Annotated in this window: 8 protein-coding genes and 1 pseudogene; 6 read left to right on the top strand and 3 right to left on the bottom strand. The window is 62.5% G+C overall.

Annotation, left to right across the window (positions count from 1 at the left end; translation table 11 throughout):
- The first annotated feature begins 146 nt into the window (after nucleotides 1-146).
- Together cckA and QM467_RS19865 are read left to right on the top strand one after the other, a co-directional pair.
- A complete protein-coding gene (cckA, locus tag QM467_RS04205; RefSeq protein WP_283365052.1) occupies nucleotides 147-2,660 on the top strand; it encodes a cell cycle histidine kinase CckA in 2,514 nt (837 codons plus the stop codon).
- Nucleotides 2,661-2,671: 11 nt separating this feature from the next.
- Nucleotides 2,672-2,782 carry a transposase gene (locus QM467_RS19865; RefSeq protein WP_446737728.1) on the top strand — a complete coding sequence of 37 codons (111 nt, stop codon included), beginning with the start codon at nucleotides 2,672-2,674 and terminating at the stop codon, nucleotides 2,780-2,782.
- Here the strand turns inward: QM467_RS19865 and QM467_RS04200 are convergent.
- The 3 genes and pseudogenes from QM467_RS04200 to QM467_RS04190 all read right to left on the bottom strand — a co-directional run.
- Nucleotides 2,770-2,979, bottom strand: a pseudogene (locus tag QM467_RS04200) (IS110 family transposase); the annotation flags it as partial. The gene QM467_RS19865 and the pseudogene QM467_RS04200 overlap by 13 nt on opposite strands.
- 291 nt (nucleotides 2,980-3,270) lie before the next feature.
- Nucleotides 3,271-6,951: an autotransporter domain-containing protein gene (locus QM467_RS04195; protein ID WP_283365051.1), complete on the bottom strand. Its 3,681-nt coding sequence runs from the start codon at nucleotides 6,949-6,951 to the stop codon at nucleotides 3,271-3,273.
- A 274-nt stretch (nucleotides 6,952-7,225) separates the two neighbouring features.
- Entirely contained in the window at nucleotides 7,226-8,167 is a 942-nt protein-coding gene (locus QM467_RS04190; RefSeq protein ID WP_283365050.1) for a hydrogen peroxide-inducible genes activator, read from the bottom strand.
- Between the two features lie 142 nt (nucleotides 8,168-8,309).
- Here QM467_RS04190 and ahpC point away from each other — a divergent pair, with 142 nt between their 5' ends.
- The 4 genes from ahpC to QM467_RS04170 form a co-directional block, all read left to right on the top strand.
- Complete coding sequence (gene ahpC, locus QM467_RS04185) at nucleotides 8,310-8,873, top strand: alkyl hydroperoxide reductase subunit C (RefSeq protein WP_283365049.1); 564 nt, start codon at nucleotides 8,310-8,312, stop codon at nucleotides 8,871-8,873.
- A gap of 115 nt (nucleotides 8,874-8,988) precedes the next feature.
- The gene (ahpF, locus tag QM467_RS04180; RefSeq protein WP_283365048.1) at nucleotides 8,989-10,569 is read left to right on the top strand and encodes an alkyl hydroperoxide reductase subunit F; all 1,581 of its coding nucleotides are present in this window, start codon (nucleotides 8,989-8,991) and stop codon (nucleotides 10,567-10,569) included.
- A 93-nt stretch (nucleotides 10,570-10,662) separates the two neighbouring features.
- On the top strand, nucleotides 10,663-11,484 hold the full coding sequence (locus QM467_RS04175) for a dimethylarginine dimethylaminohydrolase family protein (RefSeq protein ID WP_283365047.1): 822 nt from the start codon (nucleotides 10,663-10,665) through the stop codon (nucleotides 11,482-11,484).
- A gap of 1,305 nt (nucleotides 11,485-12,789) precedes the next feature.
- The coding region (locus QM467_RS04170; RefSeq protein ID WP_283365046.1) for an FG-GAP repeat domain-containing protein at nucleotides 12,790-14,233 on the top strand (1,444 nt) is incomplete at its 3' end.

Here is a 14,233-nt window from a genome sequence, read left to right as displayed (position 1 = left end):
ACGAATCCTTCAGATTATCGGCGCATAAGGTCGGGAGCGGCGCGCCTTCCCCAGGGCCGCCGCCCGGCGAAGGATCGCCGGATTGCGGATTGTCCTCAATCGCGAAAAATTCGCGGGCGCCGGACGCGGTTGTTGCACAGGATTACATGAGCCAGACAAATCCCCATTCCAGCGTCGACCGTTCGGAGCGCGCGGGAAGCCCCGGCATGGTGCTGCTGCTCGCCGTGGCGCTGGTCGCGGTCATGGCGGGCTTTTCCTTTCTGCCGCACGAACACGCGACGCGGCTCATCCTGGCGCTGCTGGCCTTTCTCGCCTTCATCGGCATTTCCGCCCTGCTCGCCTATGCGGTCGGCTTCCTGCAGATCGCCGGGGCGCAATCGCGCAACGACGTCACCAAGATCATCGCGGATTCAAGCCCCGACGGCCTCCTCGTGACCGAGGGCGAAAGCCGGATCATCTACGCCAACGAGACCTATATGGCTTTGTCCGGGGCGGCCGATGGCCCGGGCCTGCGCACTGTTGACCGGCTGTTTTCCGGCGCGCCGGAAGTGGCGGAGCCGCTCTACCGGCTCGCCCAGGCGGCGCGCGAAGGCAAGCGCGGCGCCGAGGAATTGCGCCTCACGCCGCCCCTGCTCGGCGAAGGCGAATTCGGCTGGTATCGCATCCGCGTCCGGCCCATCGACCGCGCGTCCGGCCCGCCGGCGGCCCTGTGGACCATTTCGGACGTCACCCGCGAGCGCGAGCGCCACGAGAACATCTTCCAGGAGCTGCAGCACGCGATCGACTTCCTCGATCACGCCCCCGCCGGCTTTTTCTCGACCGACCCCAACGGCAACATCTCCTATATGAACGCCACGCTGGCGGGCTGGCTCGACTTCGACCTCGCCCAGGTCGGCTCGGGCGGCCTCGCCTTGCGCGACATCGTCGCCGGCGACGCCGCCGCCCTGCTGGACCCCGGCAAGGGGCCGCCCTCCGCTGTGCGCACCGAGCAGATCGACCTCGACCTGCGCCGCCGCGACGGGCTGCGCCTGCCCGTGCGCCTGCTGCACCGCGTCGCCTATGGCCATGACGGCCTGCCCGGCGCCTCGCGCACGCTGGCGCTCAACCGCGCGCCCGGCGAGGAGCCCGCCGAGGAGGCGCGCGCGGCCGAGGTGCGCTTTGCGCGATTCTTCAATTCCACGCCCATGGCCATCGCGACGGTGGACCGCGACGGCGCAATCCAGCGCTCCAACGCCGCCTTCGCCAAACTGCTGCCGGGCGCGCTACAGGACGTTTCCGGCGGCAAGAGGCTGATCGCCAACGGCATCGCCGAGCCGCACCGCGAGGCGCTGCTGGCGGCCATCGCGGCGGCGGCCAGCGGCAGCGAAAGCAACGATCCCATTGACGCCGCGCTGCAAAACTCCCCCCGCTCGGCGCGGCTGTTCGTCAACCCCAATGACGAGGCCAACCAGCGCGGCGCCGTGGTCTTCGCCCTCGACACGACCGAAGAGCGCAACCGCGAGGAGCAGCTGCACCAGTCGCAGAAGATGCAGGCGGTGGGGCAGCTCGCGGGCGGCATCGCCCATGACTTCAACAATGTCCTGACCGCGATCATCGGCTATTCCGAACTTCTGCTGGCCAATCACCGCCCGACCGATCCGTCCTTTCAGGACATCATGCAGATCAAGCAGAACGCCAATCGCGCGGCGGGCCTCGTGCGCCAGCTTTTGGCCTTCTCGCGCCGGCAGACTCTTCGCCCGCAAGTGCTCCAGCTTGGCGACGTCCTGTCCGAATTGCAGATGCTGACGCGCCGTCTCGTCGGAGAGAAGATCGAGGTCGATCTGCGTCAGGGCCGCGATCTCTGGCTGGTCAAGGCCGATCTCAACCAGTTCGAGCAGGTCGTCGTCAATCTGATCGTCAACGCCCGCGACGCCATGCCGGACGGCGGCAAGATCTTCCTGCGCACCAAGAATGTGGCGGCGTCCGAATGCGCAGCCTATGGCGAGAAGCTGCTGCCCCCCGCCGATTACGTGGCGGTGGAGGTCGAGGACACCGGCACAGGCATTCCCGCCGACATTCGCGACAAGATCTTCGACCCGTTCTTCACCACCAAGGAATTCGGCAAGGGCACCGGCCTAGGCCTGTCGATGGTCTATGGCATCGTCAAGCAGACCGGCGGCTTCATCTTCTGCGATTCGCAGGTCGGGCGCGGCACCACCTTCCGCATCTTCCTGACCCGCCATATCCCGGTCGAGGCGCCGGTGGAGGCGCCCAAGGTCGAGGAAGAGAAGAAGGGCTCCGCCGACCATACCGGGCGCGGCGTGGTGCTGCTGGTCGAGGACGAGGAAGCGGTGCGCGCCTTCGGCGCCCGCGCGCTGACCTCGCGCGGCTATACCGTGCTCGAGGCGGAAAACGGCGCCGACGCCCTGCGCGTGGTCGATCAGGCGCAGGACAGCATTGATCTCGTCGTTTCAGACGTGGTCATGCCGGAAATGGACGGCCCGACCATGTTCGGCGAATTGCGCAAGCGTGGCGTCAAATGCCGCGTGGTCTTCGTCTCGGGCTATGCCGAGGACGCCTTCGCCAAGAACCTGCCCGAAGGCGAGGATTTTGGTTTCATGCCCAAGCCCTTCACCCTGAAACAGCTGATCGAGACGGTGAAGGAGAATATGGGGACGTAAGCCGCGGGTAGATGAAACGGATGCGGACACCGCGCCAAAGGTCAAGCGGCAGCAAGGATTGGCTGGGCCGCATCACCACAATGGGCGACCGCTACTTGCGCATGGCCGAGCGCGCCCAATGATGCGCCGAGCTACAGGCCTCCATGCCGATGAGGCATTGACGAAGCGACGAGAAAAAAGCCGGCAATTGGCCGCGCCGGACCGATTTGGCGACGATGACAGCGCCTTGCGCGTCAATGGCGTGAACCTGAAAAACATTCTTGGCGAGATCCAGACCAACCTGCGTGACCGACGACAGATTCCTGATCGACTCGCCCATGGACGGCGCTCCATTCGATGGATGTTTGCAACGACGGCCATCTGGGCGCATCGATGCCCCTGCGGGGCCCTGTTCACCCCATCACCGTAACTACCCAAGCACCCGCAATCCGGCGAAAAGCATGATGATCCACTTCGGATCGACGGTCCTCCTTCTCAACCTTGCTCTCCTTCGGAGCAGGATTTTATCGCACTCAACCTCGGGGCCAGACGATTCGGAAAATTTTCCTCAAGTCAAAGGCCGTTATGAATAGCTATTTCATCACGGCCTTTGATGGGGTTTCATCAAAATTCAGAAGGCCATTTCGAACTTTCCCTTCACGGCGTTGTCATTGGCGCCCCCGCCGATCAATGAGGAGTAGGACAGGCCCAGCACCATGGAGCGGGCGAACTGCCAGTCGACGCCAAGTTCTGTGGCGAGGGCGCTACGCGCGATCCGCGCGCCATAGACCGTGAATTGCGTCATCGGCGCGTTGGCGAAAGCCACAATTGCGGCGGGGTTCAGGGCGCCGAACACATAACGCCAGCCCAATGTGCCGCGCAGGGTAAGCCCATCGAACACAGTCGTCTCCGCGCGCGCGCCGAGCGTCGAGGCGCCATAGCCGAAATCGTCCGCCGCGCCCCGGAGCGCCGCCGCCTGCCCGGTTTCCGAAAAGCTGTCCGAATGAACCTGCACGCCGAGCAATCCGGCAAAGGGTTCGACCCAGCTCGCATGGCCATAGCCTTCGGGTAGCGCAATCCGCCAGCCGACCTCGCCGAAGGCTTGCAGGGTCTGTCCGTTATAACCCACGCTATCGTTCGAGAACAATTCGGCGAAGGCGGCATTGGTGTTGAAGCGATTAAAGGTGTAGAAGCCGCCGCCACGCAATTGCAGCGCCTGCTGGCTCATACCGCCGTAAAGGCCGATTGACGTGCTGTCGATGCGTCCGCTTGCGCTGCGCTGCGGATCGCTGAGGGACGAATGGGTGTAGCTGGTCGCGACGCCGAGGCGATAGACGCTGTCGATTGTCTCGTCGGCGCCGAAGATGAAGCCGCCCAGGCCGTTGTTGATATAAGCGGCGTTGCCGTCGCCGGATCTGTGGCTGCTCGATGCGAATCCCTGGCCCCAGGTCGTCCAGACATGGGTCATGTCCCCGAGCTTGAGATTGGCGGTAGCCATGAAGGGATTGGCGGACAGCGCGCCATAAGGGCTGGCAAGCCGGTCGAGCACGGCTTCGCGCGGCAAGTGGGTGTCGTCAAGCGCCGAGGCAAGGGCGCTGGCGTGGATCTCGCCCGACAGCGGGCCGAACGCCTGGCGCGCGGCGGCCGGCGTCATTCCAATGAGGGCGTTATAGAGCGGCGAGCCGACCGGCTGCGCCTGCAACGCGGTCGCCGTGTTGAACTGGTTGACCGTCTGCGCCGCCGAGGCAAACGGTTTGACCGCGAAAGCCAGATAGACGTCGTTGGCGTCGTAGCTCAGCTTCGGGTCGATGAAGGCGAAGCTCGCGGTGGTCGAAACCGAGGAGAAGGTCCCGGAGACGCCTCCTTCCGCGGTGAGGATCGCGTAGCGCGTCGTGGGCGAAAAACTGCTGCTCGCGAGGGCGACCGCGACTGTTCCGCCGGAAATCGTCGTCGATCCCGTGGTGACGAGCTTGTCGTTCTGGCCAGCGGAGCCGACTTTGACCGCCAAGAACGAGCCGGCCGCGAAGGAGGCTGCGCCGGCGACCGTGAATGTCGTATAAGGCGTGAGCACGCCGGGTGCGATGATCGCCCCGCTGTTGGCGATGAGCCCGCCGATTGTCCCCGATCCGCCAAGGGCTGCGCCCGATTCCACCGTGACGGTCGAGGCGAGCGAGCCGGTTACGGCGAGCGTCCCGGCCTGAACGTCGGTTGCGCCCGTATAGGTGTTCGCTCCGGACAGTATAAGCGTTCCCGAGCCGATCTTGTTGAGCGAGCCCGGGCCCTGGATGACGCCCGAGATTGCGTCCGTGTTCGATCCCGTGTCGAAGTTCGGATCGGCATCCAGGTAGATCCCGTTCGCGATGTTGAGCCAGCTCGCCTCGAATTGCAGTGTCGTGCCGGACGCCATGAATAGAGGGCCCGTGCCGAGCGCGCCGCTCGAGCCGACTCCGAGCGTGCCGGCCGCGAGGAACGTGCCGGCCGCATAAGTGTTCGCGCCAGTCAGGATCAGGGTCCCGGCCCCGCCCTTGACCAGGGCGCCATCGCCTGAGATCGCGCCGCTCCAGGTCAGCGTATCGCCGTTCGTGTCGAAGAGCCCGCCGCGGATGGTCAGCGTCACGGGGTTGCTGAAGGTGAGATTGTCGGCGCCGGCCTTCACGATTCCCGAGTCCAGCGTGAGGCTGCCCGTACCGATCGAGGACGAGACTCCCGGGTTCGAGTTCGTGACCAGGACGGTCGTGCCGTCGTTGATCGTCGTGCCGCCAGAATAGGTGTTTTGCCCGGACAGAATCGCCGTTCCGCCGCCGGTGACCGTGAGCATCGAGGAGGCGGTCGGCCCGACGAGCAAGTTCGGATATGTGGCCGTGTTTGCTGTCAAGACCGTGATGACCCAGGCGCTGGGAATGGGCGTGAGGACCCCGTCGTCCATGATGGTCAAGGTGACGGTCGTGTTTGCGTCGAGACCCACCAAAGTATTCGAGATCCGGTCCGTGTAGGCAAAGCCATAGGCGTCCGTCACCACGGTGCCGTTGCCGCCATTCAGATATGCGGCGTATTGGTTGTAAAAGCCGAGGCCCGGCGCCGCGGCGGCAAAGGCGTCGGCAACAGTCAGTTTCGCGCCCTGTCCGGTTTGAGTATTGCCATACCATGTATAGGATGGCGAATCGCCAATCGTCGATCCGCTATTGTTTCTATTAGCCACTTTACTGCCGATGAAGCCGAAGTTCAGTCCGGACAAATAGTCGGCAACCACCTCGTTGAGGATGTCTAAATATGGGTCTTTTTTCGTCGGGTCTCTATCGACTGGTATGTTGGTTTCCCAATTGGAATTGGCGCCATAGACTTTGTATGAGGTCAGGTCCGCCTTTTTAACCACGATGGTCGTATTCAAGCCGTTCACCGTGCCGGTCATCACAAGATCGCCGGCGCTGATCGTCTGGCCGTTGCTCGACGCCGCGGCCGTCGCGATATAGGATTCCATTTTATAGGCCCAGGATCCCGTATGGTATTGGGATAGGTTATAGCCCTCGATGTCGGTGTGGATTGCGTTCGTCTGGATATAGGTCAGGTAGGGGACGAAGCTTGGGAAATACGAGTCCCCGGCAGCGTTGCTATTGGTGGTGCTTGGCGAGATGATGCGAACCACCCCCTTCAAATTCGGGCTGACGTCGACGCCATATGTGCCGCCGGTGACGATGGCGCCCATAGTGTCATTTACTGTGTCGGTCTTGTAGCCTTCGAGTTTGCCGAGGTTCGCGAACACCGTGGCCGTGTTGATGCCGAGCGCGGCGTAGTTCCAGGTTTTTTTCGCAGGATTTAAGCCTCCCGTCGTCTGCAACTGCATAGGGATGCCAAAGTAATCGGCCGTTGTCAGATTGGCGGCGCCGTTTCCGGCTGTTGCGCCCGCCGGGGCATTATAGGTGAGTTCCATTTTATCCAGCCGCATCGTGAAATACGTGCTGGTCGGAGCCGCGAAGGCGATATCATTAATGGTAATGGGTTGCGCTACGGTGCCGCCCATTGTTTGGCCGATAGAAACATAAACATGGCCTGACACGATGTTTTGGATATCCACGCCGCTGGCGAGGTCGGAAAGGCGGTAGCTGACCCCCGCCACGATGGGGGTCGCGGCGCCGATATTCGTTGCGCTTATATTATTGCCGAAGAACACGACCCACACCGGCACGGTCGCCTTGTCCGTGCGGTTATTGTCAATAATGAGAGTCGGATCGGCCCAGGCGAACGTAGCGACCAAAGGGCTGCAGATCTGGGCGAGCGCGACCGCAAACACGAGGGGAAAACGAGACTTTTTCATTTCCGGTCCATTCGCGAAAAATAAGTTTATGGCAATTTCAAGACGGCGGTCGCGTTTACGCTATTGTCTAGTTTACGCAATATGAATTGAACATTTTTTTGGTTAACAAACGGTTGTGAGAGGTTGTGGTCGCCGACTGCGAATTCCTTTGTTTCCTAGTCCGGCGTCCCTGACCATGGCGCGTGCCAGCTGGGCCTTTGCGACGCCCGCTTCCTCGGTTAAATCGAGCCAAACGCTCCGGAAATTCGAGAAGAGGCTTACGGCGCTCCTGTTTTCATGGCGCAACCAGCACGGGGGCGATCTCGCCTGCCTCCTTCACCCTCAACGCCCCGCTCAGCACCTCGCCCAATTGCCTGAACATCGCCTTGCGGCTCGATGAAAGGCGCCAGGCCAGCGCGATGATGCGCGGGGGGCTGTCATCCACCAGCGGCGCGGCTACGAGGTTCAGCCCGCGCAGAATGCCGGCGTCGATCGCCATTTCCGGCACGAGGGTCACGCCAAGGCCATTGGCGGCCATCTGCACAAGAGTATGCAGACTGGTGCCCTGGAAGCCGCTGTTGCGCCGCGCGCCTTCCAGCGAACAGGCGGCGAGTGCGTGTTCGCGCAGGCAATGGCCGTCCTCCAGCAGCAGCAGGTCCTCCGCCGCCATGTCCTGCGGGCGGATTTTCTTGCGCCCCGCGAGGCGATGATCCGGCGGGAACACCACATAGAATCGGTCGCGCGCCAGCTCCATCGTTTCCAGCCCGTCGCATGGATAAGGCAGCGCGATGATCGCGGCGTCGGCCTGCCCGCTTTCGAGCCGGGTCAGAATGGGCGCCGACTGCTCCTCGCGGATGTAGATCTTCAGTTTCGGGAAGGCCTCGCGCAAAACCGGCATGATGCGCGGGATCAGGAATGGCCCGATGGTCGGGATCACGCCCAGCTGCAGCGCGCCGGAGAGCGGATCGCGCGCGTCCTGCGCCGCCTCAACCAGCTCCTCGGCCCCGCGCAACAGGTTTTTCGCGCGCTCGGCGAGATCGAGCCCCACGGCGGTCGGAATGACGACGCGCTTGGTGCGCTCCAGCAGCTTGACGCCAAGCAGCTCCTCGAGCTCCTGGATCGCGGCGCTAAGCGCCGACTGGCTGACGAGGCAGTCTTCCGCCGCCGCGCCGAAATGGCGGCGCTCGACCACAGCGACCAGGAAACGCAATTGGCGAAGAGTGGGAAGCGGTTTCATGGAACCGACATTAATCGGAAAAACAGATCAATAAAAATTATTTTTTGAATTTTACTCGATCAAACGAGCCGTCTAGGTTCCGTTCGTCGAGGAATTGACGCGCCGCAATAACGGACCGGCGGGTCTTACACCGGAGAAAAAAATGTCGCTCATCAATACCGAGATCAAGCCCTTCGCCGCCACGGCGTTGAAGCAGGGCAAATTCATCCCGGTCACCGAAGCCGATCTCAAGGGCAAGTGGTCGGTGGTGTTCTTCTATCCGGCCGACTTCACCTTCGTCTGCCCGACCGAACTCGAAGACCTCGCCGAAAATTACGCCGCCTTCCAGAAGCTCGGCGTCGAAATCTACGCCGTCTCGACCGACACCCATTTCTGCCACAAGGCCTGGCATGACACCTCGCCGGCCATCGGCAAGATCGAATACACCATGGTTGGCGACCCGACCCATGCGATTTCGCGCAATTTTGAAGTCCTGATCGAAGAGGCCGGCCTCGCCGATCGCGGCACCTTCATCATCGATCCGGCCGGCAAGATCCAGACCGTCGAAGTCAGCGCCGGCGGCGTCGGCCGCGACGCTCTCGAACTCCTGCGCAAGATCAAGGCCGTGCAATATGTCGCCAGCCACCCGGGCGAAGTCTGCCCGGCCAAGTGGAAGGAAGGCGAGAAGACCCTCGCCCCGTCGCTCGACCTCGTCGGCAAGATTTAATCCCGCCCAAAGCCCTCTGCGGCGGCAAGGCCCCGGACCTTCGGCCCGGGGCCACCCCTTCGGAGCGGCCCCTCCTCGGGCGCTTTTCCTCCCTCTTAACCGGAGCCCTTTCGCCATGCTGGACGCCGCCATCAAGACGCAGCTGCAAACCTATTTCGAACGCATCGTCCACCCGATCCAACTGGTCGCCTCGCTCGACGACGGAGAAAAGTCGCGCGAGATGCTGGCCCTGCTGGAAGATATCGCCGCGCAATCGCCCAAGATCACACTGACGCGAAACGGGACCGACGCGCGCAAGCCCTCCTTCGCCATCGAGCGCGCGGGCACGGACGTCAGCGTGAGCTTCGCCGGCCTGCCGATGGGCCATGAATTCACGTCGCTGATCCTGGCCCTGCTGCAAGTCGGCGGCAATCCGCCCAAGGAATCCGCCGAGACCATCAAGCAAATCGAGGCGATCGAAGGCGAATATCATTTCGAGACCTATTTCTCGCTCTCCTGCCAGAACTGCCCGGACGTGGTGCAGGCGCTGAACCTGATGAGCGTGATCAATCCGCGCATCCACCATATCGCCATCGACGGCGCCCTGTTCCAGGATGAGGTCGAGGCGCGCAAGGTCATGGCCGTGCCCGCCGTCTTTCTGAACGGCGAATTATTCGCGCAGGGCCGCCTGGGGCTGGAGCAGCTGCTGGCCAAGATCGACACGGGCGCCTCCGTGCGCGCCGCCGAAAAGCTGAAGGACAAGCCCCCCTTCGACGTGCTCGTCGTCGGCGGCGGCCCGGCCGGCGCGGCGGCCGCGATCTATGCGGCCCGCAAGGGCATCAACACCGGCGTCGTGGCCGAGCGTTTCGGCGGCCAGGTGCTGGACACGATGGCCATCGAAAATTTCATCTCCGTCAAGCATACCGAAGGCCCGAAAATGGCCGCCGCGCTGGAGCAGCACGTCAAGGAATATGACGTCGACATCATGAACCTGCAGACTGCGGTGGAGCTGATCCCCGCTTCGCAGCCCAATGGACTGGCGCAGGTGCGGCTGGCCAGCGGCGTGACGCTTTCCGCGCGCACGGTCGTCCTCTCCACCGGCGCCCGCTGGCGGCAGATGAACGTGCCCGGCGAGGACCAATATCGCAACAAGGGCGTGGCCTATTGCCCGCATTGCGACGGCCCGCTGTTCAAGGGCAAGCGCGTCGCGGTGATTGGCGGCGGCAATTCCGGCGTCGAGGCGGCGATCGACCTCGCCGGCATCGTCGCCCATGTGACGCTGATCGAGTTCGACAGCCAGCTGCGCGCCGACGCCGTGCTGCAGGACAAGCTGCGCTCCCTGCCCAATGTCCGGATCATCGTCTCGGCGCTGACAACTGAGGTGCATGGCGACGGCGACAAGGTGACCGCCCTCTCTTACAACGACCGGACGAACGACACGACGCATCGCGTCGACCTCGAAGGCGTGTTCGTCCAGATCGGCCTCCTGCCCAATACGGAATGGCTGAAGGGCGCAATCAAGCTCAGCCCGCGCGGCGAGATCGAGATCGACCGCCGCGGCGAGACCTCGGCTCATGGCGTGTTCGCGGCCGGCGACGCGACCATCTCGCCCTACAAGCAGATCGTCATCGCCATGGGCGACGGCGCCACCGCAGCGCTGTCGGCCTTCGATTGCCTGATCCGTCAGGCTCCTCCCGCCGCCTCGCAAGCAGCCTGAAGCCGGGCCCGGCGGATTTTATCCGCCGGGCTCCCCCTCGCCGGGGAAGCCTTTCGCCTCTATGGTGTCGGCGCCGCCACGGGAGGCCCCGCCTTGGACGAAAATCCGCGCCGCAAGACCATATTGATGTGCCCGCCGGACCATTTCGGCGTCGCCTATGTCATCAATCCGTGGATGGAAGGGCAAACCGCCCGCACGGATCCCTCCGAAGCCCGCAAACAATGGCTCGCCCTCAAGGCCCTGATCGAGCCGCTCGCCGAGGTCGCCGTGCTGGCGCCCCAGCCGGCCCTGCCCGATCTCGTCTTCACCGCCAACGCCGGATTTGCCATCGACCGCCAAGTGGTCGTCAGCCGTTTCCGCTGCCCGGAGCGGCGCGGCGAGGAGCCTTTCTTTCGCGCCTTTTTCGCGGCGCGCGGCTTCGACGTCATCGACCCGCCAGACGACCTCCATTTCGAGGGAGCTGGAGACGCGCTCCATGACGCGGCGCGCGACCTGATCTGGGTGGGGCACGGCTTTCGCTCGCATGAGGACATCGCGCCCTTTCTCGAAGCGCGTTTCTCGACGCGCGCCGTTTCGCTCGCCCTCGCCGACCCGCGCTTCTACCATCTCGATACCTGCCTCTGCCCCCTGCCCGGCGGATATCTGATGTATTTCCCCGGCGCCTTCGACCCGGCGTCGCGCGCGCGCATCGAGGCGATCGTCCCGGAAGGCAAGCGGATCCGCGTGGAGGCCGCCGACGCAGAAGCCTTCTGCTGCAACGCCGTCGCGCTGGATGGAACGGTCATCCTCAATCAAGCCTCGCCCGCCTTGCAGGAGCGTCTGCGCGAGGCCGGGCTGACGCCTCTCCTCACGCCCCTGACCCAGTTCATCAAGGCTGGCGGCGCCGCAAAATGCCTGACGCTGGAAATCCAATAGGTCAGAACAAAAAGGGGTACAGCGAAGTCACGAAAAAATACCAAAACACTCAAAGAACGTCCGAGAAGGAGCCTCCGCGAAACTCCGTCGATAGCGGATCGTTCGCCTCTTGATTCAAACAAACGCTGATTCGGGAATTCCCCGCCGAGTCATGATTTTGAAGACTTCGTATAAGCCCTGTTTCCACGGACATCATCGAGCTAAGGTGCAGGAACAACTCGCAACGCGGTTAACAATTTGAGCGAATAACTCAATTTGTCTTGTATCGCTCAACCTGATAGCAACACTTTGCGTAATAAGCTTTCGTTAGCCAAATTAGAGAATGTCGGTCAAGGTCGTTGCGATGCCTAAGCTCGGGATAGGCCTGGATGCAAATTTCTTCCGCGATCACCAACGCCCCGTGGGGGGCGTTCGTAGCCAGGCGTCGCGAATAGTGGCGGGTCTGGAAGGTCCGATTCTCATTTTTATCGCCCTGTGGGCGATTAGCATGGTTCTGCACGTTCGTGGATTCACTTCATCTATGAGTTGGACTCATTAGAACTTTGGCAAGCGAAGTGGATACTGGTTGGCGTGAAGAAAATGCGTAAAAACAAAAAACTAGAGCCCCGATTCGATTCTAAGATGAACAAAATCTGAGGCGCGGGTTTCAACCTTCGCCGTGAGTCCGGGACCGCCAGCTTCGGTTGTACGTCATCGATCGCGCCCGTAGGCGTTGGTCGAGAAAGAGGGATAAAGCCAGCGATTTTTCTTGCCGCACGGGCTCGGCTCATGCGTCCGTTTTTTGCTCTCGTTGACGAAGCCCGAGCGCGGCGTGGTCAACGCTGTGGCGCGACGCGCTGCCGATGACGTGCTGATCCCCTCTTTTCAGGGTGTCCTCCGATGGTTGCGTCGTTTGTCAACAAAACTTTGAACGGCATTTCCGACGCGGGCAATTATCCGCCGCAGAACGCATTAGCGGTCGGGCTATCCTACTTGGTCACCGCCGAAAGCTCGGAGCTGGAATGGACAAATTTGTCCACCGGCGTCACATCGCCGCCCTTGAGCTTCTATTCTCCCGCCTTGTTCGGAAGCACGGGCGTCACCTCGATTTATGACGCTCGTCTCGCCTATGACAGCTCCACGGGATATTATGTGTTGAGCGCGATCGTGTTGAAAAGCGATGGCAGTTACGCCCTTGATTTCGCCGTCGCAACGAATCCGAGCGCCGGCTGGGCTGTCGCCAATCTCGCGCTCAGCCCGAACGTGGCTGGAACCCCAAGTTCCCCCGACACGCCGGATATTTCGGTCGGCGGCGGCAATATTTATGTGACGACGGCGCAGGATGCACTTGGCCTGGTGGCCACGGCGCAGTGGGTTATCCCGGAAATCCGCGTCGCTGCCGGCGGCTCGATCAATGGTCTCACGGCGAACGTCGATCCTGGCGCCGACGGCATCATGCGCCCGGTCACCGGCTTCTCGGGATTGACCTACACGACATACTATTTCGGCGCCTATTCGACCGGCTCGCAGGTGGTGCTAACCTATCAAACCTTTGACGCCACCCATGGCTACAGCGCCGTTCAGACCCTTTTCCCCGGCAACGCCAATGTGGGCAACAACGGCAATAATTTCGCCGCGTCGCAGAATGGGACGGCGCTGCAAATCGACGCGCTGGACTCGCGCATCCAAAGCCTGGCCTATGGCACAATCAACGGAAAGAATTACGTCTTCGGCGTCAGCGAAGTGCAGCCTTCGCCCACGTCGCAACCGGCCGTAGAATGGTTTCGATATGACGTCAGCAATCCCTCGTCGCCGGTGCTTGCCGGGCATGGCGAAATCACCGGCTCATCGACCGGGCTTGGCGCAAGCGTGGCGATCTTCAATCCTTCCATCGCCGTCAATGCCGCCGGCGATGTGCTGATCAATTTCACCGCCTCGTCGAGAACGACGTTTCCGAGTGACTATTACGTGGTCGCCGGGCCGGACCTGACCTTCGGCGCGCCGACGCTGTATCAGGCCAGCACGTCTTTTTTCGAATCGTCGGCGACCGCGACCGGCCTGCAGCGCTGGGGAACCTATTCGTCAGCGGTCGCGGATCCGAACAATCCGGACGGGTTCTGGATCTCCAACGAATATGTCAGCAACGACCCGAATCTGGTTAATATTCCAACCGGCTCCGGTTTGAACGCCTGGTGGGGTACGACGACTGCGCAAGTCATCGTCGCTACGCCGCCGAGCGTCACCGGGGTCGCCGACTTCAATGGCGATGGCAAGACTGACGTACTTTGGCGCAACACCAACGGCGCGCTCTACGACTGGGCCATGAACGGTTCGCAAATCGCGTCCGCTCAGCCAATCACCTACCAGGGCGCGGCGGTTAACCTCGCCGCTTCCTGGGGCGTCGCCGGGGTCGCCGACTTCAATGGCGATGGCAAGGCTGACGTACTTTGGCGCAACACCAACGGCGCGCTCTACGACTGGGCCATGAACGGTTCGCAAATCGGGTCCGCTCAACCAATCACCTACCAAGGCGCGGCGGTTAACCTCGACGCTTCCTGGAGCGTCGCCGGGGTTGGCGACTTCAATGGCGATGGCAAGGCTGACGTTCTTTGGCGCAACACCAATGGCGCGCTCTACGACTGGACCATGATCGGTTCGCAAATCGCGTCCGCTCAGCCAATCACCTACCAGGGCGCGGCGGTTAACCTCGACGCTTCCTGGAGCGTCGCCGGGGTCGCCGACTTCAATGGCGATGGCAAGGCTGACGTAA

Source organism: Rhodoblastus sp. 17X3 (genome assembly GCF_030056575.1).
GTDB lineage: Bacteria > Pseudomonadota > Alphaproteobacteria > Rhizobiales > Beijerinckiaceae > Rhodoblastus.
This window is presented reverse-complemented; position numbering and strand designations above follow the sequence as displayed.

Bases quoted from the DNA above. Each gene is read 5' to 3' on its own strand.
- cckA (WP_283365052.1), top strand. From the start codon at position 147: ATGAGCCAGACAAATCCCCATTCCAGCGTCGACCGTTCGGAGCGCGCG.
- QM467_RS19865 (WP_446737728.1), top strand. From the start codon at position 2,672: ATGAAACGGATGCGGACACCGCGCCAAAGGTCAAGCGGCAGCAAGGAT.
- QM467_RS04195 (WP_283365051.1), bottom strand. From the start codon at position 6,951: ATGAAAAAGTCTCGTTTTCCCCTCGTGTTTGCGGTCGCGCTCGCCCAG.
- QM467_RS04190 (WP_283365050.1), bottom strand. From the start codon at position 8,167: ATGAAACCGCTTCCCACTCTTCGCCAATTGCGTTTCCTGGTCGCTGTG.
- ahpC (WP_283365049.1), top strand. From the start codon at position 8,310: ATGTCGCTCATCAATACCGAGATCAAGCCCTTCGCCGCCACGGCGTTG.
- ahpF (WP_283365048.1), top strand. From the start codon at position 8,989: ATGCTGGACGCCGCCATCAAGACGCAGCTGCAAACCTATTTCGAACGC.